This is a genomic window from Vibrio sp. 1249-1 (genome assembly GCF_033340495.1).
This window is the reverse complement of record NZ_JAWOWJ010000001.1, coordinates 64,252-83,892: the sequence shown is the minus strand read 5'-3', so window position 1 is coordinate 83,892 and position 19,641 is coordinate 64,252. Positions and strand designations below refer to the sequence as shown.

At 44.3% G+C, this 19,641-nt stretch carries 20 protein-coding genes and 1 pseudogene; 12 read left to right on the top strand and 9 right to left on the bottom strand.

The window, feature by feature from the left end:
- Positions 1 to 26: 26 nt before the first annotated feature.
- From R7Z50_RS00390 to R7Z50_RS00380, 3 genes and pseudogenes are all read left to right on the top strand, one after another.
- Positions 27 to 746 (top strand): carbonic anhydrase family protein, encoded by a 720-nt coding sequence (locus R7Z50_RS00390; RefSeq protein ID WP_318148791.1) that lies wholly within the window; start codon positions 27 to 29, stop codon positions 744 to 746.
- A gap of 79 nt (positions 747 to 825) precedes the next feature.
- Positions 826 to 1,316, top strand: a pseudogene (locus tag R7Z50_RS00385) (YtfJ family protein).
- A gap of 80 nt (positions 1,317 to 1,396) precedes the next feature.
- A complete protein-coding gene (locus R7Z50_RS00380; RefSeq protein ID WP_005374106.1) occupies positions 1,397 to 1,831 on the top strand; it encodes a hypothetical protein in 435 nt (144 codons plus the stop codon).
- A gap of 79 nt (positions 1,832 to 1,910) precedes the next feature.
- On the opposite strand, the gene R7Z50_RS00375 is transcribed toward R7Z50_RS00380, so the two are convergent.
- On the bottom strand, positions 1,911 to 2,450 hold the full coding sequence (locus R7Z50_RS00375; protein WP_203345276.1) for an NUDIX domain-containing protein: 540 nt from the start codon (positions 2,448 to 2,450) through the stop codon (positions 1,911 to 1,913).
- A 51-nt stretch (positions 2,451 to 2,501) separates the two neighbouring features.
- A complete protein-coding gene (gene yjjG / locus R7Z50_RS00370) occupies positions 2,502 to 3,176 on the bottom strand; it encodes a pyrimidine 5'-nucleotidase (protein ID WP_005374109.1) in 675 nt (224 codons plus the stop codon).
- A 138-nt stretch (positions 3,177 to 3,314) separates the two neighbouring features.
- Here yjjG and R7Z50_RS00365 point away from each other — a divergent pair, with 138 nt between their 5' ends.
- The 5 genes from R7Z50_RS00365 (at position 3,315) to R7Z50_RS00345 (ending at position 7,321) form a co-directional block, all read left to right on the top strand.
- Complete coding sequence (locus R7Z50_RS00365) at positions 3,315 to 4,238, top strand: LysR family transcriptional regulator (RefSeq protein WP_005384329.1); 924 nt, start codon at positions 3,315 to 3,317, stop codon at positions 4,236 to 4,238.
- 115 nt (positions 4,239 to 4,353) lie between these two features.
- On the top strand, positions 4,354 to 4,668 hold the full coding sequence (locus R7Z50_RS00360; protein WP_318144549.1) for a hypothetical protein: 315 nt from the start codon (positions 4,354 to 4,356) through the stop codon (positions 4,666 to 4,668).
- 47 nt (positions 4,669 to 4,715) lie between these two features.
- A complete protein-coding gene (locus tag R7Z50_RS00355) occupies positions 4,716 to 5,402 on the top strand; it encodes a helix-turn-helix transcriptional regulator (protein ID WP_138939780.1) in 687 nt (228 codons plus the stop codon).
- A gap of 163 nt (positions 5,403 to 5,565) precedes the next feature.
- A complete protein-coding gene (locus R7Z50_RS00350) occupies positions 5,566 to 5,748 on the top strand; it encodes a hypothetical protein (RefSeq protein WP_021035913.1) in 183 nt (60 codons plus the stop codon).
- A gap of 514 nt (positions 5,749 to 6,262) precedes the next feature.
- Positions 6,263 to 7,321 (top strand): glycine zipper family protein, encoded by a 1,059-nt coding sequence (locus R7Z50_RS00345; protein ID WP_225478022.1) that lies wholly within the window; start codon positions 6,263 to 6,265, stop codon positions 7,319 to 7,321.
- Between the two features lie 520 nt (positions 7,322 to 7,841).
- Here the strand turns inward: R7Z50_RS00345 and R7Z50_RS00340 are convergent.
- The gene (locus R7Z50_RS00340; RefSeq protein WP_318148790.1) at positions 7,842 to 8,402 is read right to left on the bottom strand and encodes a sugar O-acetyltransferase; all 561 of its coding nucleotides are present in this window, start codon (positions 8,400 to 8,402) and stop codon (positions 7,842 to 7,844) included.
- 129 nt (positions 8,403 to 8,531) lie between these two features.
- Complete coding sequence (locus R7Z50_RS00335) at positions 8,532 to 8,930, bottom strand: OsmC family protein (RefSeq protein WP_005374132.1); 399 nt, start codon at positions 8,928 to 8,930, stop codon at positions 8,532 to 8,534.
- 202 nt (positions 8,931 to 9,132) lie between these two features.
- On the opposite strand from R7Z50_RS00335, the gene msrB reads away from it, so the two are divergent.
- Positions 9,133 to 10,275 (top strand): peptide-methionine (R)-S-oxide reductase MsrB, encoded by a 1,143-nt coding sequence (gene msrB, locus R7Z50_RS00330; RefSeq protein WP_005374134.1) that lies wholly within the window; start codon positions 9,133 to 9,135, stop codon positions 10,273 to 10,275.
- Positions 10,276 to 10,308: 33 nt separating this feature from the next.
- Positions 10,309 to 10,455 (top strand): DUF2256 domain-containing protein, encoded by a 147-nt coding sequence (locus R7Z50_RS00325; RefSeq protein ID WP_005374142.1) that lies wholly within the window; start codon positions 10,309 to 10,311, stop codon positions 10,453 to 10,455.
- Between the two features lie 61 nt (positions 10,456 to 10,516).
- Here the strand turns inward: R7Z50_RS00325 and R7Z50_RS00320 are convergent, their stop codons facing one another.
- The 3 genes from R7Z50_RS00320 to R7Z50_RS00310 are packed head-to-tail and all read right to left on the bottom strand — an operon-like array spanning position 10,517 to position 14,120.
- Positions 10,517 to 11,224 (bottom strand): SDR family oxidoreductase, encoded by a 708-nt coding sequence (locus R7Z50_RS00320; RefSeq protein ID WP_017819732.1) that lies wholly within the window; start codon positions 11,222 to 11,224, stop codon positions 10,517 to 10,519.
- A complete protein-coding gene (locus tag R7Z50_RS00315) occupies positions 11,224 to 12,768 on the bottom strand; it encodes a cryptochrome/photolyase family protein (protein WP_238855209.1) in 1,545 nt (514 codons plus the stop codon). Before R7Z50_RS00315 ends, R7Z50_RS00320 begins: the two co-directional genes overlap by 1 nt.
- Positions 12,768 to 14,120, bottom strand: a complete 1,353-nt coding sequence (locus R7Z50_RS00310) for a DASH family cryptochrome (RefSeq protein ID WP_318148789.1) — start codon at positions 14,118 to 14,120, stop codon at positions 12,768 to 12,770. Before R7Z50_RS00310 ends, R7Z50_RS00315 begins: the two co-directional genes overlap by 1 nt.
- A 349-nt stretch (positions 14,121 to 14,469) precedes the next feature.
- On the opposite strand from R7Z50_RS00310, the gene R7Z50_RS00305 reads away from it, so the two are divergent.
- Complete coding sequence (locus R7Z50_RS00305) at positions 14,470 to 15,483, top strand: GGDEF domain-containing protein (protein WP_047102820.1); 1,014 nt, start codon at positions 14,470 to 14,472, stop codon at positions 15,481 to 15,483.
- Between the two features lie 90 nt (positions 15,484 to 15,573).
- On the opposite strand, the gene R7Z50_RS00300 is transcribed toward R7Z50_RS00305, so the two are convergent.
- The gene (locus tag R7Z50_RS00300) at positions 15,574 to 16,152 is read right to left on the bottom strand and encodes a malate synthase (protein WP_064354490.1); all 579 of its coding nucleotides are present in this window, start codon (positions 16,150 to 16,152) and stop codon (positions 15,574 to 15,576) included.
- Positions 16,153 to 16,326: 174 nt separating this feature from the next.
- Here R7Z50_RS00300 and R7Z50_RS00295 point away from each other — a divergent pair, with 174 nt between their 5' ends.
- Positions 16,327 to 17,883 (top strand): DUF3612 domain-containing protein, encoded by a 1,557-nt coding sequence (locus tag R7Z50_RS00295; RefSeq protein WP_080773721.1) that lies wholly within the window; start codon positions 16,327 to 16,329, stop codon positions 17,881 to 17,883.
- 387 nt (positions 17,884 to 18,270) lie between these two features.
- On the opposite strand, the gene R7Z50_RS00290 is transcribed toward R7Z50_RS00295, so the two are convergent.
- Entirely contained in the window at positions 18,271 to 19,626 is a 1,356-nt protein-coding gene (locus tag R7Z50_RS00290) for a sensor domain-containing diguanylate cyclase (protein ID WP_258477699.1), read from the bottom strand.
- Between the last annotated feature and the right edge of the window lie 15 nt (positions 19,627 to 19,641).

Sequence of the window (19,641 nt, the reverse complement as noted above, 5' to 3'; positions counted from 1 at the left end):
CGAAGCGACCGAACAGAGACATTATTATGAACAAAACACTACTTGCTTTTCCACTCTCACTTCTCACTCTAAGCGCAGCTCAGGCTTCGGAATGGGGCTATGGCAATGACAAACACGGGCCAGAACACTGGGGAGAAATCGCCAAAGACTGCGCAACCACGAAAAACCAAAGCCCAATCAACATCGACAACCCAGCCGATGCAAAACTGGAAGCACTGAACCTTTCGTACACTGGTCAGGTCATTGGTTTAACCAACAATGGTCATACGCTGCAAGCGCAAGTGAACGGACGTAACAGCTTCACCATCGATGGCGAGACGTTCGAGCTGCAACAGTTCCATTTCCACACACCTTCAGAAAACCAAATCAAAGGCCGCCAGTATCCACTTGAAGCGCACTTTGTACACGCCAACGCAGACGGCGAGTTGGCGGTAATTTCGGTGATCTTTGATGCTGGCGATCAAAACGCAGCGCTGTCTAAACTGATCAACGCAATCCCACAAGAGAATCAAACCACCTTCTTTAAAGATACGTTTGAGATTAACGACTTACTGCCAAAAACTGCAAACTACTATCGATTTAACGGCTCTTTAACCACACCGCCATGTTCAGAAGGTGTGCGCTGGTTTGTGCTTAAAGACACTCAAACCTTATCCAAAGATCAAGCCGCGAAACTGATGGAAGTCATGGGACAAAACAATCGTCCGCTGCAACCGCTAAATGCGCGCGTTGTACTTTCTAACTAATCGCCATATCCGATAAGGGGCATCGTATTTGCCCCTTATTTTGATTCGCTCTAACCTCACTTCGTTACAGGAACCCCCAATGAAAACTCCATCTGTTCTGTCACTCTTACTCGCACTCGCCCCGACATTCGCCTTCTCTCATAACCTTTCTGTCGGTCAAACCACCCTTCCGTCAGCATTGATACCTATGGCGAAATGACGCTGCAAGGAAACGATGTGGCTTATCAACCTTGGGCAACTCAGCAGATGTTAGGCAAAGTCCATGTGATACAAGCCATTGCAGGTCGTAGTAAAGCCAAAGAGATGAACGCGCCGCTGATGTCAGCAATCACTGCCGCTCACTTTCCTGAAGATCAGTATCAGACCACAACCGTGATCAACCAAGAAGACGCCATCTGGGGAACCGGTACATTTGTAAAATCGTCGGCAGAGGACAGCAAAAAGACATTCTCTTGGTCTTCCATGGTGTTAGACAAAAATGGCGTATTAGCAACAACTTGGGATCTGCAGCAAGAAAGTTCTGCGATTATCGTACAAAATAAACAAGGTGAAATTTTATTCGTGAAATAAGGGGCTTTAACTCAAGACGAAGTCACACACGTCATCGAACTGATTAAACAGAATATCTAAACCTAAGGTAAGGAAAAGTTATGAAACTGTTCAACACCATCGCGCTCTGTCTTTTAGCGGCTGTAGCCTCTTTCCAATCGATTGCTGGAGACAACGATTGGGACAAGATTGCAGATAAAACCGTCAGTTTTAAATCGGAAACCGACACAGTCAATCCACTGTCACCATTTGCTAATGCTCGTTTCAGCCACATCAAAATCAAATGTACGCAAGGTACGGTCGATCTGAAAAGCGTTAAAGTAATCATGAAAGATGGTCAGGAAAAGACGTTCGACAGTTTAGGTGTTCTGACTAAAGGCATGTCATCAAGAAGCTTAAGCCTACCAACAAAAGATAACGCGAAGTTAGACAAAATCGAGTTGAACTATGAATCGGTTGGCAGCACTGCGCTGCAAGTCGCGGGGGTGACTAAAAAAGCGCAAGTGGAAATCTTAGGTAAGAAAATCGACGAGTAAGCGATGGCTCAACGAGCTCACCCAAACTAAAAACAGCGGCACTAGGCCGCTGTTTTCATTAAAAAATCGTCATGGATAACTAAATGAATTTCTTCAGCTTCGCCAAACCATAAGCGGCGATGGTGACACAATCTTTGATCGTGCCGTCGATCATCATCTGTTCGAACTCCTCAACAGAAAAAGCGCGAGTGATCAAATCCTCTTCTTCACTGTCGAGTTGATTGCCCACGTCCGTTAAATCAGTGGCGAAGTAGACGTGACATGTCTGATTCAAAAAGCCGTATGCGATAAACTGCGCGCCGACATACGCCATGGCGCTCGCCTGCATGCCCGTTTCTTCACGCAGCTCGCCTTTGGCAAGCTCAAGATGATCCGCATTTGGGTTTGATTCCCACGCCCCTTGTGGGATCTCCCAACAACGTTGACCTACGGTGTAACGGTACTGCTGAACCAAGTGAATCATCCCGTTATCGATAGCCAGAATCGCAGCACAATCAGGTTTGTCGACCACACCATAGATGCCCTCTGCGCCGCTCGGACGTAAAATTTTGTCCTCACGCACCGTCATCCACTTATTCTGGTAAACGACTTTGCTGTCTAGCTGTTTGATGTCTGACATGGTTATTCCTTGATTTTTCTGAGGGTTACTGCGGAATAATACCCGATTCAGTTACGCCACCAAAATGTTCTTTAGTTCACTCAAAGACTCAACGGTGTAATTTGGTGCGATACGCTCATCAACGCTTGCGCCTGTGGTATTTAACCAGCAAGTTTCAATACCAAAATTATTACCACCCAGAATATCGGAATGCAGGTTGTCACCCACCATCAGTACGCGCGTTTTGCATGGGTTGCCCATTTGCTGCATCGCGTATTCAAAAATACCTAAGTCCGGTTTTGCTACGCCCACTTGTTCAGAGATCACTACTTTATCGAAGTACTCAGTCATCCCTGTGCGCTCAAGGCGAATCGCTTGCAACTCTGTAAAACCGTTGGTGATAATGCCCATTTTAGCTTTGCCTTGCAGCGCTTCCATCAGCTCTTTTGCACCTGGCAACAAGCTGCAAATATCGGCCATTGCTTCTAAAAATGCGCTATTGAGATCTGCTGTTGTGGTATTCAACTTCTCAGCCCACTCGGTAAAACGCTTATGTTTTAGCTCATCTGCCGTTACTTTGCCGTCTTGGTAATCCACCCAAAGCGGTTTGTTTACGGTTTGGTAATGAGCAAAATCTTGTTCAGTAAAATCTACGCCTTTGCGAGAAAACATAAGCTGCAAACCTTTGAAAGCATCAAAGTGGAATAAGGTTTCGTCAGCGTCAAACAGGATCCAATCGTACTTCATTTTCTTCTTCCCAAAATCAAGGTCGTAATACTGGTGCATAGTCTAGATTGTTTTCTTCTTGAAGATAATCTCTATAATTGGAAATTAATTGTATCCTTGTGCTCAACAATAAATGCTTCACGATAATAGGAGATTGATGTGAACGCGATTGCCTCCCTGCCCGTTTTTGTTGCTGTTGTCGAATGCGGCAGCTTTTCCCTTGCGGCCAAACAGCTGAATCTGACGAAATCGGCGATCAGCAAACGCATCAACCAACTAGAAGACGATTTGGGCATTCGTCTCCTTAACCGAACTACGCGTAAGCTGAGCCTGACCGAAGCGGGAGAACGCTATTTTGAGTACGCTTCTCAAGCGCTCAATCTGGCCCAGCAAGGCGTAGACGCGGTATCTGAGCTGCAAGGCTCTCCACAAGGTCGGCTCAAAATTACCGTGCCGATGTCTTTCGGTGTGCTGCATATCGCGCCTTTGATCAGCGAGTTTCTCGCTCGTTACCCGAAAATTGAAGTGGATTTAAACCTCGAAGACAAAATGGTCGATTTGGTTAAAGACGGTTTTGATTTGGGGATCCGTATTGGTGAACTCACCTCTTCCAATCTAATCGCAAAACGCCTCGCCCCTTGCAAAAGTGTGCTTTGTGCCTCGCCAGATTACTTAGCGGAGTTTGGAACACCACAAAAACCAAGTGATTTAGTCAGTCACAACTGCCTGCGCTACTCCTATTTCCGTGGCGGCGTCGAATGGATGTTCATCAACAACGGCAGCGAATACAAGGTGCTTCCAAAAGGAAACTTTATCGTCAATAACAGCGAAGCCATTCGCCAGTTGCTGTTAAGAGGTTCGGGCATTGCGCAACTGCCAACATTTATTGCAGGAAGAGACTTTGCCGCAGGAAATCTAAAACCGGTGATGGAAGAGTATTCTCTACCAGAACACGCCATTTATGCGGTTTTTCCTGAGCGCAAGCACATGCCGTTGAAAGTAAGAGCCTTTATCGATTTTATCAGCGAAAAACTCGGCACAGATTTACCTTACTGGGATCGTTACAACAGCCCAGAAAAATAACCATATTGATGATAAGTGAGTGAGATTTCACTACTGACATGTTCTGACATTCCATCCGCGTAACCTTATTTGGAACTCAACAGGCAATCCGCCAAAACCAATAAGGAATCACAATATGGAAACCGTTATCGAAACTGTGCAATTTCGTCTAACCGCAGGCACAACAGAGCAAGACGTGATCGCCGCTGCCAAACAGTCACAAACGTTTGTGAAGAATCTGCCGGGCTTTTTGTATCGCTCACTCAGTCACGAAGCGACGGACGATGTGTGGACAGACATCATTTACTGGCGTTCAATGGACGATGCAAAACAGGCGGGAAACCAGATTAAGCAAGCCGTTGAATTTCAGCCTCTGTTATCAATGATTGACTGCGAAAGCTTCGAGCTTAAACATCACAACTTAAAAATGTGCAGTGAGCTAGAGAAGTAATCAGCCACACTACCACTAACAACCAGTAGGTCTAGATAAGGAACATCATGAGCAAATCAGAACGACTGTTTGAGCTACTGACGCTTCTGCGCGCAAAGCGTTACGCCGTGACAGCGAAAGAGCTCGCAGAAAGAATGGAAGTTAGCGAACGTACGATTTATCGCGATATTCAGTCGTTGCTCAGTTCTGGTGTTCCGATTCAAGGTGAAGCAGGTGTCGGCTACCTGTTGCAAGCTGGCTCTCATCTGCCGCCTTTGATGTTCTCAGAAAAAGAGATGATGGCGCTTGAACTGGGTATGCGGATGGTTCGAGCCTGGTCGGATGTTGAACTCGCCGAAGCGTCTCACTCTGCGTCCACCAAAATACTTTCGGTATTGCCCGATAAGCTCAAACAACAAGTGGAAGATTGTCCGCTGATTGTGCCCGATTATCACACCCAATCCGAGACTGCCAAACGAGGGCAGCTTCTGCGCCACGCGATTGATCATCAGTTTAAGGTCAGTTTGGATTACCAAGATGAAAGCGGACAGGTGACCGAGAGAAAAATCCAACCGTTAGGCCAGTTCTTTTGGGGCAAAGTCTGGACGCTGGTCGCCTGGTGCGAATTGCGCGATGACTACCGCCAGTTCCGCCTCGACCGTATCCAAGCACTGCGTATGCACGATGAAGAGTTTGAGAGTGCGGAAACCAAATCTCTCAAACATTATATTGCGCAGTATGAATCGAAAGATTGAGTGTTCTTCATCCTTCCATCACAAGGATTCTAAATTGCTCTGCTCAATGCGAGATATTTGGAAAGGCACATTTAGTTAAACTAATGTTTCATTTTAACAGATGGGCAACCAACCTAAGATCGTTAACTTAAGTAGCACGTCAACCACACCGGAGCGTGAAGCTATGAAAGTACTGATTCAATACACCCAAGCAGGGAAATATCGAGATCAAGCGTGGGAGTCTTTAACTCTTCGATCTAAAGGTGATATGCAGGCAGTTACCCCTTCTTATGCTGCCCAACTTATCGAACAAAGCAAAGCGACACTTGTGATGACTGAGGAGCAACAAATCGTTATTCATCCATAACCGACTATTAGCCTTGTTTAACCAACCTTTGTTAGTTGTGCAAGGCTTACATCTCGCCATTACACGTTATCCATTTTATACACGACCAACTATATTTGGAGGTTAGCCTTAAGCATTTTTCCGAACATTGATGTTTGTTCGTTTAATCGTTCAACCTAGCTCAGGTGAAAAGCGAAAGTTACCTGATGTATCCCAAGAGGGGCCTAGGTGGTACCGCCTATTATCCTTCATAATAATATGGGTAATTATCATAAACTCTACAATGTTAGCACTTGTATTTTTTATCGCAGGTTTTTTATCACTAGCAAATCATGTATGACCTTCACTTATCCAACCAAGTTTAATATCACACTTTAAATGTAAAAAATCACATTAACAATTTCATACAAATAATAAATACATCAGCTAATTTTTAACTTTTTAAAATGAAAGTCTAGAATACAAAAAATAAACCTTATTAAATATAGTTTTTTGTTAGTATCTGCACAAACAAATTATTAGCTAGAGGTGCTCTGTGTCGGGATTATTTGAGTATAAAATAAAAACTCATGATAACTTATCATCAATTATATTAAACATGTATGGTGCTCCATATGGTAGCAAGGACTATCAGATGGTACTGACTCATATAATGACATTAAACAAGCATATTTCAGATCCTAACCGCATTAGAGCTGGCGATATCATTTGGTTATCAGCTCTACCCAAATCAAGCTCTCAACTTAAAACTCAAAGTAACAATGCGTTACCTCCTAAAAGTATCGCGAAGCTAGGGACCTACCCAGCGTCTAAACCTCAAATGCCCAGCTCTCCTCCCCATAAAGTTTTGCCTCCCAATCTTCTCAGCTACAATCAACCTCCAAAATCAATCTCAAATCAAGTTCCACCGCACCATGCTGACATGTTTTGGGCGTTGGCATGGTTAGAAAACAACGCCAATATGATTACTATTCCAGGAGGTACCTTGATGGGTGCTACAGGTAACTTGATGAGTAAAGGAAATATTAAGCTCATTGAGAACATCAACGACCTTTACGCAAACTATAAAAACGGAGTAATAAGTAAAGGACAATATGATGGTCGACGTAAAAAACATTTAGACCTACTAAAGAAAAATGTTGGCCCTATGGAAAAGCTGTTATTTGGCAACAAAACGACTCACCAGTCTATTCGCATAGCTCGAAGTGGAGGGTTACCTGCGAATGCTCATATAGTTAAACAAGCCGAAAAACTGAATAAAATAGCTCAAGCATCTAAAGTGGGCGGACATGTTTTAGTCGGTGTTGGTCTGACGGCTTCCTGCATTCAGATTGCGAATACACAAGACCAACATGAGAAGAATGAAATTTTTGTTGAGTCAATAACTAGCACAGTTGTAGGAATGGGTACCAGCGCGTTAGTCGGTCTATTTTTAGTATCAAACCCTATTGGCTGGGGGACTGCCATTGTACTCGCTGCCGGTACTACCGCTATTGGGTACGCCTCCGGTAAAGCAGCTGTGCTTACATACAACAACTTAGGCTCTCAGCCTGACTTAGTTTCAAAGACAAACTTGGGTGCCATATGCAATTAGTTTGGAATATTATTGGATACTTAATGTTTTCTGGAATATTGATTATTTTTCTCCAGACATTATTTATAGGTATCATGCATATTTTAATGCCAAAAAAAGTTGTCAATAGTTACTTTACAGAACCTTATTTTAACACTTTCGAACTAGCTCTATTTACGGGATGGCCTTACGCATTTTTCCGAACATTGATGTTTGTTCGTTTAATCGTCCAACCTAGCTCAGGTAAAAAACGAAAGTTACCCGATATCTCCAAAGAAGTGCCTAGATGGTACCGCTCACTATCAATTCTATTAATAGGAATAATTATTATAAACTCCTCTATGCTGATAGTCGTATTCTCTTCAGCTGGAATACTCGCATTAGTAGATAGTTTAAACCCTTAATACCTTATTGTTTTTCAAGTTCAAGTTGAAACTTTGAAGTTGAATAATGTAGAAATAGCTTATTTGGGCTTAATGTAACTCGAATAAGCTATATTCTTCTCGAAAGCTATATAATTGTCACAACGACGCTTGCTCTCTTACAATAATTCTTCTTCGTTGAGACGACGAATCAACTTCGCTGGTGTGCCTCCGTATAGACAATCTGGCGGCACATCATAGTTAACGACTGAATTCGCCGCAATTACTGAGCGAGCACCTATCGTCACACCTTGGTTAATGACCGAATTTCCGCCAATCCACACATCATCTTCAATCGTGATAGGTTTACAAAACGTTTCCCAACGTCGGCGACTGCGGTAATCAACAGAATGAGAAGCGGTATAAAATTGCACGCTCGGTCCAATGAGCACGTGGTTCCCGATGGTAATTTTGGCACCATCGAGCATGACCACGTTCATGTTGATAAAGGTTTCTTCACCTATTTCGATGGTCTTACCAAATTCACAATGAAAAGGGGCCTGGACAATACAACGGCCTACCTTGCCAAATAGCTGCTTTTGCAATTCGTCGCGCTGACTTTCGTCGGTGTTATTATTGAGCGCTCTAAGTGCTTGAAGAGCATGGCTTCTAATGGCGTCAATTTCTTTGTCCATGCCATCAAAGACCTGGCCAGACATCATTTTTTCTAGTTCTGTCACTGGAAGACTCCTACAACCTGCAATTACTGCTTTCAGATTCTTCACAAGGTACGTGAACTGCGAAATAAAAAAAGAGAAAAGCCCGGACTTTTCTCTTTCCTGTTTTTATATTTTGTGGAGTCTGTCGGCTTACACAATTTCCCAGCTGTGGGTCATCTCAACACCTTCACCTAGCATTAAGCAAACCGAGCAGTATTTTTCTAGCGAGTCAGCCGCCACTTTTGCTACGACTTCTGGGTCAAGCTCGTCACCTGACACTTCAAAGTGGATATTCACTTGCGTAAAGATACGCGGCGCGGTTTCACGACGCTCTGTGGTTAGCTTGGCATTAACTGACGAAACCTTTTGGCCTGCTGTTTTCAAACCATCAACAACATCGACAGAGCTACAGCCACCAGCAGCCATTAGTACCATTTCCATTGGGCTTGGTGCGGTTGCACCACCATTGCCATCCATCACTACGGAGTGGCCCGACTGAGATTGCCCAAGGAATTTAAAATCTTCTATCCATTTAACTTCAGCTTGCATGATTTACCTCATTTAGCATCGCTTATTCAAGGCATCGTTGCCCTTACTAGCGGTGTGTTTCTTGTCGATACTTTAGCTCTATCGCATAAAAGGGCAACGGAATTTTCAACATTACTGTAATTTTTTCGCTCGGTTACCTTTCTCTATACGTAACACTTTTTATTTAAGTAACACTTTCTACAAAAATAACGATGAGGTAGCTATGAAGAATATGTCTAAGTTATTGGCCGGTTTCTCCTTCGCACTTCCAGTCTTGTTTCTACTATTGAGTAAAACAGGTACCGCCGATACGATGGATAAGCTGAAGGCTTCAGAGAATACAAGAATCGCAACGCTAGCTGGCGGTTGTTTCTGGTGTACAGAATCGGATTTAGAGCAACTGCCCGGCGTAATCGATGTTGTATCAGGTTATTCAGGTGGTCATATTGAAAACCCGACTTACCGCCAAGTCTCTTCTGGTAAATCTGGTCATATTGAAGTGATTGAGGTGAAGTACGATCCTGCTGTCGTGAACTACGAGCAAGTGCTGGACTACTTCTTCCGTCATATCGACCCTACCGACGATAAAGGTTCATTTGTTGACCGTGGTCCTCAATACCGTCCAGCGATCTTCTACCATAATGCGGAGCAAAAGCAGATTGCTAAGCAGTTTATGATGGAAATCGACAAGGCGATGATCTATCCAAAACCGTTGAAAACAGAGCTGATCGAGTTTGAAAAGTTTTACCCTGCGGAGTCGTACCATCAGGATTACTACAAGAAGAGTAGCTTGAAGTACAAATACTACCGCTACGCATCAGGTCGCGATAAATATCTCGACGAAGTATTTGGTGAAGATCGAAAAGAAAGTCCTAAAACACTTCGACAGTTGATTGAAGAAAAAAAGCTGCTTTCGAAAGTGAAAGCGTACAGTAAACCTGCTCAGTCTGAAATCAAATCAAACTTAACAGAGCTACAGTATTACGTGACGCAAGAAGAAGGCACGGAGCGTCCGTTTGATAATGAATACTGGGACAACAAAGAAGCGGGAATTTATGTGGATATTGTGACCGGTGAACCGCTATTTTCTTCTACTGATAAATACAAATCTGGCACAGGTTGGCCAAGCTTTACTCGACCAATTAACCCGGGTTACATCGTGGAGAAAACCGATTATAAACTGCTCTACCCTAGAACGGAGATCCGCAGTAAGTTTGGTGATTCACACCTAGGTCATGTGTTTAAAGATGGTCCGAAGCCGACGGGATTACGCTATTGTATGAACTCTGCTGCGATGAAATTTGTACCTGTGAACAAGATGGCGAGTTTAGGCTACGGCGATTACCTGTACCTATTTGATAAGTAGTTTTAACCAAATTAGGAGTGAACATTCAGCGCGATGAAAGGTTTTAAATCCAACCTTCCCATGAAAGTCTGTCCGGTCTGTCAGCGCCCATTTTCTTGGAGAAAGAAGTGGGCGCGAAATTGGGAGGAAATCGTTTATTGTTCTGAGCGTTGCCGAAGAAATAAATCAACGAAAACGTAGGTCACTCCGACCCTCTCTGGAGTATGTTATTTCATTTGTATTAACGTTTGTACGCGTTCTCTTACCAAGGTAATAACGTCCCATCATAAGCCCAAAACGCCCCGCTATCTTGCGGGGTTGCTTTTTCTATCAAGCCTAATAAATCCTTAGCAACTCGCTCTGGCGTGAACAACTTTCCCTCTGGGACATTGGTTTGAAAAGGTGCCGACAAAGCGGTATCTGTGGTGCCAGGGTGAAGTGAAAGCACCGTGCCATGTTTGACCACTCTTTGCCATTCGATCGACATGGTTTTTAGGAACATGTTTAATGCGGCTTTCGATGCTCGATAGCTGTACCAACCACCTAACTGATTATCGCTAATGCTGCCAACTTTGGCCGAAATGGTCGCAAACTTGGGTGCAGTACTGCGCTTTAGCTTGGGCGTGAAGTATTTCGCCAACAGCAAACTTGGCAAAGTATTAACCGTGATGGTTTGCTGAAAGAAGTCTGCGTCGAGCGAGCTAAGATTCTTCTCAGGACCTTTCTCTTGGGTGTGCAACATACCAACACAGTTCACCAACCAATCGACGTGTTCAATCTGCTCACTGAACGCTTTTACCTGCTCGTCTTGCGATACATCCACTTGATGCCAAACGACATTTGGGTGTTGCCAATCTGGTTGCTGCTTACGATAAGTGGCATGCACGCGAGCTTGAGGAAACCGAGCTGCGGCTTCTCTCACCATCGCCAAACCAATTCCACCATTGCCACCGACGATGAGTATTTCCATCACAAGTTCTCCACGTTTTCTATGTAGTGCTCTGCGGTATCAAGAATCGCTTGGCGTTGTTGTTCTTCCATGTTGTCCCAAGAGCGGAAAATCATCCCGATTCGTGGATTGGCTGCGAGGCGCTTGTCGTGTTTGTTCATAAAGCGCCAATAAAGGCTGTTAAACGGACACGATCCTTCCCCACTCCTCGCCTTATTGTCGTAATAGCAACCCTTACAGTAGTCGCTCATTTTGTTGATGTAAGAACCACTCGCCGCGTAAGGTTTGGTGCCAACAATGCCGCCATCCGCAAACAATGCCATGCCACGTGTGTTCGGCATTTCGACCCATTCAATCGCATCAACATAGATACCGAGATACCACTCATCCACTTGATCTGGGTCGATCTCGGTTAGCAAGCAAAAGTTACCAGTGACCATCAATCGTTGGATGTGGTGTGCGTAGGCGTAATCGAGGGACTGCCCAATCGCATTGCGCATACAAGCCATTTTAGTTTCACCATTCCAGAAGAAATCTGGCAGCTTTCTTTCTGCGACCAATTCGTTGTTTTTCGGGTAATGAGGCATGTTCGCCCAATAGACCCCTCGAATGTACTCTCGCCATCCTAAGATTTGGCGAATAAACCCTTCAACTTGAGAAATGTCGATGTCCGCGTTGGAATGAAATGCCTTGAGTGAAGCATCAATGACTTCTCTCGGGTGCAGTAATTTGCTGTTAAGCGAGAATGAAATTCGGCTGTGATACAAGCTCCACTTAGCGTCGTGCTGGCCTGTCATGGCATCTTGAAAACGTCCGAATAACGGCAGACAGACTTGGCAGAAATGCGCGAGTAAAGAGAGGCTTTGCGCGCGATTAATCGGCCACAACAAGTCCCCTTCGAGATTTCCGATGGTTTTGATGTCATGTCGTGCCAGCCGCTCAATAATGCCGTGGATGTCAGTACTGAACATCAAAGGTTGTGGCAGTTGTTCAATGTCTTTGGCTTTGAGCTTGTTACGATTATTGGCATCGTAATTCCATTTTCCGCCGACGGGCTTTCCGTCTTGCATCAAGATGTCGAAGCGCTTGCGCATACGGCGGTAAAAGTGCTCCATCATGATGTGTTTACCTTGAGGAAACTGCGATTCTATTTCCTCAAACGGCAACAAAAAATGTTCCGAGTCGACACAACGCGTCACGACCCCATCAAGCTTTAGTTTGGCTAACTGCTCCAGAAGACGGTATTCATCCGGGCGTTGATATTCAAACTTACTTGCACCAACTTCACTCGCGTAGTGTTGCAAGACTTGCTCAAGATCGTCGAAGGATTGTGTGTCATCCAACGTGAGGTGCAGAACTTGGTGACCTTCACTCTGACGCTCTTTCGCAAACTGTTCCATTGCGGAAAAGAACGCACACACTTTCTGAATATGATGCGTGACGTAAGTATTCTCTTGCTTGAGCTCCGCAATCAGGTAAAGCACTTGCTCATCCGGTTGCTGAAACCAAGAGTGCTCACTGTTAAGTTGATCGCCCAAGATCAATCGTACGGTTTCAAATTGCATTACGGTTTCTCCGATGACGAAGCTTTGTCACTGCTGCCCATCACAATCGGCCAATCGACCATGTCTACACTATTCAAATGCGCGCCAGGACAACGACCTTGCCACCTATCGATGAACTCCATGTGCGGGTCGTACATTTCGGTTTGCTTTTCGAGGTTGAATTGTCGTGAACCACGCGGATCAGCACCAACGCCTGCTAAGTATTGCCAATTTCCCCAGTTTGATGCCACATCGTAATCGACCAGTTGTGACTCAAAGTACGCCGCGCCATAACGCCAATCGAGGCCAAGCTCATGCACCAAACAACTGGCAACTAACTGTCTGCCACGATTCGACATATAACCCGTTTCATTAAGTTGGTGCATACACGCATTGACGATAGGAAATGGCGTTTCACCTTTCTTCCATTGTTGAAAACGGTGCGCGTAAAAGCTGGTGAGTGGTGCTCGATTTTGGATGCCACCGAATCGGAAGAGCTGTCGCTTGTGTCGACGGGCATACCAATAAAAGTATTCACGCCAAAGCAGTTCGAAGTAAATCCAGTAGGTTGAATCATTTGCACCATTCTCCGCTTCATAACGTTTCAACATGGCATAAATAGTTTTCGGAGAAACGCACCCATGAGCTAACCAAGGAGAGAACTTGGTTGAGTAATCCATGCCATCTAAACCGTTGCGTGTTTGTTTGTATTCACTGGCTAGTGTGGAAGCAAAATACTGGCGACAATGTTCAAGCCCGCGGCTTTCTCCACCATGAAACGCAGCTTTTGCGTCAAAGTAATATGCAGTAACGGAAGGAAGATTCACACCTAAAGGAATTGGAGGTAACGAACGGATACTCTCGTGGGGCCGAGAGATGTCTAAACCTTCAACTTGCTTTCTAAACTGCGTGAAAGTGGTAGGCAGATTGCTCAAGTCAAATGGCAGTTGTTCTTCCCTTAACAGGGTCCGGATTGCTTGCTGTTTTATTTTTACATGAGAAGCGCCTTCAGCTACGCGATCTAACGCTTGTTGCTCATCCGAACCGGGAAAGGCGTCAGCATATATATGTGTGACGCCGAAGCGATTAACAGCATACTTGATTGCTTGATCGGGCGTTAGTTCAACCGCCCATAATCGCTGACCAAGGTGATTCAAAGATTGATTGAGTTCACTAAGCGATGAGTCGAGAAACTGCAATTTCGCGCGCCCGAAAGAGGCTTCCTGCGCAAAGTGATGCAAGTAAGGCGTCATTGAAGGGTAGCAATACAAGCAAATTAACTCGTCCATTTCTACACTGGCGCTTTTCAACAGTGGGTTGTCGTGCAATCGCAAGTCGTTCGTGAACCAATAAAGTCCTATTTTCTTTTTCAATTCGCACCCTCAGATGTTAATTCTTCGTCTACGAGTTCTTTTCACGGAGACCCTGACGTTAAGCCTTTTGATTTACTTGCTTTTATACGAAAACGAGAGTTTGACGATCATTAGGTTACTAACGTTTACACAGAATCCATTTGCTGGATATCTCAAAACACGCAATACCACCAAATGCCTGTACATGTTTCATACTGATATTTTATAAAATTCGAATCCAACGGTATTGATCACGATCTTAATCACTCATTTTCTATATAAACCATGCAAAAGTGATAAAAATTAAAGCGACATTAGTTAATATCCGTTAATCTAAGCCCAATCCCATTTTGCTAGTACCATCGCAGAAATGACCGACGAGTTTAAGAAATCAACCGCTAATTTAAAAAAAGCGGTCCCACTGATGATCAAAAACCATGTTGCTGCCACGCCAGCCAACTACGCGCTTTGGTATACCTACGTTGACAAGACCATTCCAGAACTCAACTTTGAGTTAGACATGGTGTTAGAAAACTACGGTATTTGCCCGCCAGCAACCAATAAACAGCTTTACAACAACTATGTGGCCAGCAAAGCAGAAACCAGCCTTGAAGATCTTAGAACCAATGTAGAAGTTCTGCTACACGAAGTATCCAGTTCAATGAGCGATACGATTTCAGATACTTCCTCCTTTTCTGAGATGGTAGACAAAAGCTTTAATAAACTGGAAAAAGTTGAGGACAATAGCCTAAGCATTGAAGAAGTGATGGTAGTGATTCGTCAACTTGTCGCAGAGTCACACGAAATTCGTCACTCAACAAAGTTTTTGAATAGCCAATTGACTAACGCGAGTGAAGAAATTTCTCGCCTCAAAAACCAACTGGCTGAAGTACAGCAAGATGCGTTGTTCGATGGTTTGTCAAACCTATACAACCGCCGAGCATTTGACAAAGATCTCTCTTCACTTATTGCATCAAATCAGGCAATGACCTTGATCATGCTTGATATCGATCATTTCAAATCATTTAACGACAATTACGGGCACCTTTTTGGCGATACAGTATTAAAAGCCATTGCCCGCCGGCTACAACAAAGTTGTCGAGATGGGATATGTGCGTACCGTTTTGGTGGTGAAGAATTCGCGTTAATTGTACCTAACAAATCTCTGCGAATTGCTCGCCAATATGCAGACACACTACGCCGGATGATAGAAAAACTGCGTATAAGAGATAAGCGCTCAGGCACACAAGTTCACAGCATTACAGCTTCTTTTGGGGTAGCAGAATTTGAGCCGGGTGATACGCCTGAAGCCTTAATCAATAAAGCCGATAAACAGCTTTATGAAGCAAAACAACTCGGTCGTAACCGCGTGATGCCAATTTAAATAAACTGGCTAAGCGAAAACGACTTTTATGATGAAAAAGAAAACCCCGCGCTGTAAAGTGCGGGGGTTTTGTATCCAATCATGAGTATCTTAATCGACGCTGTAACAGTAACTTAGAATGTAGTCGTCACCATTTTTTGCGGTATATTCTTTATCTTCACTGCATGCCATCGGCTTACCTTTTTTGTCGCCTTTGATTAGACTTATCCAATGGCGCATCGCGGTTGGTGCATTGCCAGTTAGTTCAGGATGAAACGTCGTGCGAGTTTCTAATTGAATATCGTCAATGTCCACTAATTCCACGCAACCAGTGCCTTTGTGACAGCCAAACAGCACTTCTACATGATTGCCCGAATCATCTTTAAACAAAATCGACTTTGGATCTTCCTTTCCACCAGTGTACGCCACAAAATGTTTCGGGCTTTTCAGGCCGCTGTGTGTACCGTCTTTGAAATAAGCCAAAACATGGCGGTAATCAATCACGTAACTTGATACATCTTGGTGCGACCCGTTCTCCAATGGGAACATGCGGTCAAGGAGTTGCTTCGCTTTTACTTGTTTCTCACTCTGCTGCTCAGCACTTACCGCTTCGACGGCAAATACGGCTTCAGCGATAAATGGGCGTTGTTGTTGTTGCATCTCTTTTTTATCGAAGTTCAGCATATTCATCGTCATATCCTCGCACTTAAAAACTCGTCCTAGAGTAAAAACTTAAATCCTTTATTTAAGTTTCAGGCAATTCTGTGAAGTGGATGGTTAATTTCCTTGCCTGCTCATTATGTAGACTAGCGAAATATTGACTACAATTTCACAACAAAAATTTTACAATGTGAATTTTACAAAATGTCTGTGTCAAAAAGCCTTATTCGTCAGTCTCATTTTCTTGGTACGAAAATTCGTAACCTAAGAAAAAACAACCATTTAACGATGGAAGATTTGTCTGCCCGTTGTGTAAGAATTAATCCAGAGTACGCTCCTTCGGTTTCTTACCTTTCGATGATTGAGCGCGGAAAACGCGTACCGAGTATCGATATGCTCGAAGTGATCGCGGAAGTTTTTCAAAAAGATCCGGCGTGGTTTTTAGATGATGAACCCGAATTAGAAGCCATCACACCCAACAAAGGAAATCGTGGCGGGATTAGTGGCATGGCGTTGGAGCCGAGCTTCCTGTTTTCCAATGATATTCTTCAAATCGCGATACCAGAAATGCTCTCCCAAACAGGTATCACGGGGCGTCAATTCGCCCACTTACTGATCCGCGCACACCAAGAAAACCATCAAAACCATTTTCCTGATTTAGAGCGCGCCGCCGAAGAGGTCGGCTTGAAGCGGCTGAATCTATCTGTAGAAGATCTCGTAGACATTGCAAAGAGTATGGGATTGGATATCCGCTGGGTAGATCGAGCGCCACAAGATGTGATTGATGAACTGGGCGTCAGCGCCAAACAGTTGATTACGTCTTTCATGGAGCCACCTGGGACTATTTATCTCAATAAACGAATGCGTGACTATCCAACCCGATTGAAGTATGACTTGGCGGTATATATCGGCCATCGAGTGCTCCATAGCAGCGATGCAATGAATAACGTTTTATCTATCGGGCATCAAAACAATTGGGAGCAAATGGACAGCCCTGTGTCGAACTCTGAACTCAATTCGCAAGATATCCTGCAAGCTTGGCGTGATTTTGAGTCCAGCTTTTTTGCTGGTGCCTTGCTTTGCCCCAAAGTACCATTTCGTCAGTTGCTTGACCGCTCCGGTTACGAAATTGATGTTCACAAAAAGGCCGGCGTTTCTCCTTCCGTTGCAATGCGTCGCATGACGGTGGTCTCGCCTTACCCTCATTGGCACTATTTTGATGCCTATGGCCCCGGCAAGTTAAAAGCAGTGTATCGAGGAAATGGTATTCCATTGCCTTGGGGCAACATGCGCAAAGTAAACGACCCTTGCCAGCACTGGGCGGTATTCCGACGCCTTTCCCAGCCTTTGGATACCAGTTCAGCGCAAATCTCGATCTTAAATGTTGGCGACGAGCCACGTATCTACTGCTGCGAATCGGTCAACGTATTTGACCCTGCGGGAAATAATCGCGTGCTATGTGCCGGTATTGATCTTAACCCTGCTATTTCTGCACAAGGTGGCGATGCCGTTTCCATAGCGGAAGAACTTAAGTCCCTTTGTGTCGCTTCCGGCGGAAGTAGTGTTATTCCTCCCCACATCAAAAAAGACTTAACGACTATCGCTAAGATATTAAACATCAACTGGATAGAGCGCGGGATTCAAACCCAAGCAAGGTTGATCTGCTCCAGAGGGGCGGTTTGTCCAAGACAACCTAGTTGTTACAGCAAGTGCGGAGAAGCTGATGAGACGGGCAGCGACGTGAATATCATCGGGCTTTAGAAAGAAAAAACGCCAATCACAATAAACGTGATTGGCGGTATATACTTGTGAACAATTTGTATTCACTAACAACGTCAGTTGGCTAGGTGACCCTCGGCTTAATAAGGGTCACTCTAAGTAAAGCACGATGCGTGCCAACTTTAAAAAAGCCGTTTTTTAGTAGATCCAGATGCATATCGTTGCTTTATTAACCATTAATTTCGCAAACTGCATTTGCAAAATGCAACATTATTCAAATATGCCACTGAATGCACTGCTAATAACGACTCTCTCAGCAAAGTGTCTGTGAACATATGAAGTCACATATTCTTGCACCTCAATGATGATGAGATTTCGGGCTCCCAACTTTACCATTCCTCTAACCCCTTATTGAAACTGGGTTCAGGCTCATCCGCCATGCTTTTGTTGATACATTCTCTCATCGGCTATTTTCATCATTTGCTCAGGAGATGACATTTTCGGGTCAAATATCGCGTACCCAATACTGGCTTTCAAATAGATAAGCGTTTCATCGTAAATGACGGGCGTCGAGCATAGCGCTAATCGAAGTTTTTGTAGAAGGGACTGAACATTTTCTTCCGTTCCTGGGTGATGAACTACAACTAAGAACTCATCACCGCCCATTCTGGCCACGATGTCTGATTTACGCAGAGAGCTTTTTACCCTTTCAGCCGTAGCGATTAAAACTTTGTCACCTGCGTCGTGACCATAGGTGTCGTTAATGTGTTTAAACCTATCTAGGTCAATATTAATTAAGGCGAAGCTATAACGCTTTTTATAACGTTTCGCTATTTCGAACTGCTGCTTGTAAAACTTCATAAAATAGCGACGGTTTGGTAAATTCGTGAGTTCATCGTGTAAAGCTCTGTCATCTGCAATGGTATACAGTCGATAAATGGCGAACAGCGCGAGGCTAAGTGCGAATATAATGGGATAGCCGATTACTCTAGCTAAATGCAACTGATGCCAAGAGATTTGGCGATCAGCTTTGCCTCCAGAGAAAACCACCATACTCCACCCACCATAAGGAAAATGAACCATCTCTTTTGCATATGCCATGCTACTTACACTTTGCGCGCCAAAGAAAGCATCACCAAATGAGCCACCGCTATCGTAACCACGGATCATTAAAGGGTAACGATACGAGAAATCAATTACGCCGGTTTCTCTCATCAGAGCATCGAAATCAATCACCGCACTGATCACTCCCCAGTAGTCCTGATTCATTGGAGGATCAAGAAAAACAGGCACACGCACGATCAAACCTCGGCCACCTTGAATCAAAGTCACTGGCCCTGCGATGAAAATTTCTTGTACATCCTTGGCTTTTTGCACCTGTACCCACTGCTGTGGCACTGCGCGGTAATCAAGGCCGATTAGGCGCTCATTACCTTGGCGTGGAAATACATGACTAATTACATCATTTTTCGCGATACCGATGATTGTAATATGTTTACTTTTATTTAGGATTCGGTGAGCGGCGATACTCAATTCTTCTTCTTGGTTTTTAGGAAGTAACGTAATGAGTGTCGCTAAAGTACTGGCTTTGTAGATATCCGCCATAAGTACCGCTTCCAAATTGGAACGGAGAATGGAAAGTTGTTCTTTGGCCTCAACTTGAACTCGCTCTTTGTGAAGCTCTTGCTGGTTTCGATTTAACAGCTCGATAACCCCAATACACAAAGCGAAAAAGGTGAGGAAGAACAATGCAAAATAGCATCGTTTTCTGGGTAAATAACGCATTTTCTCCCCACAACT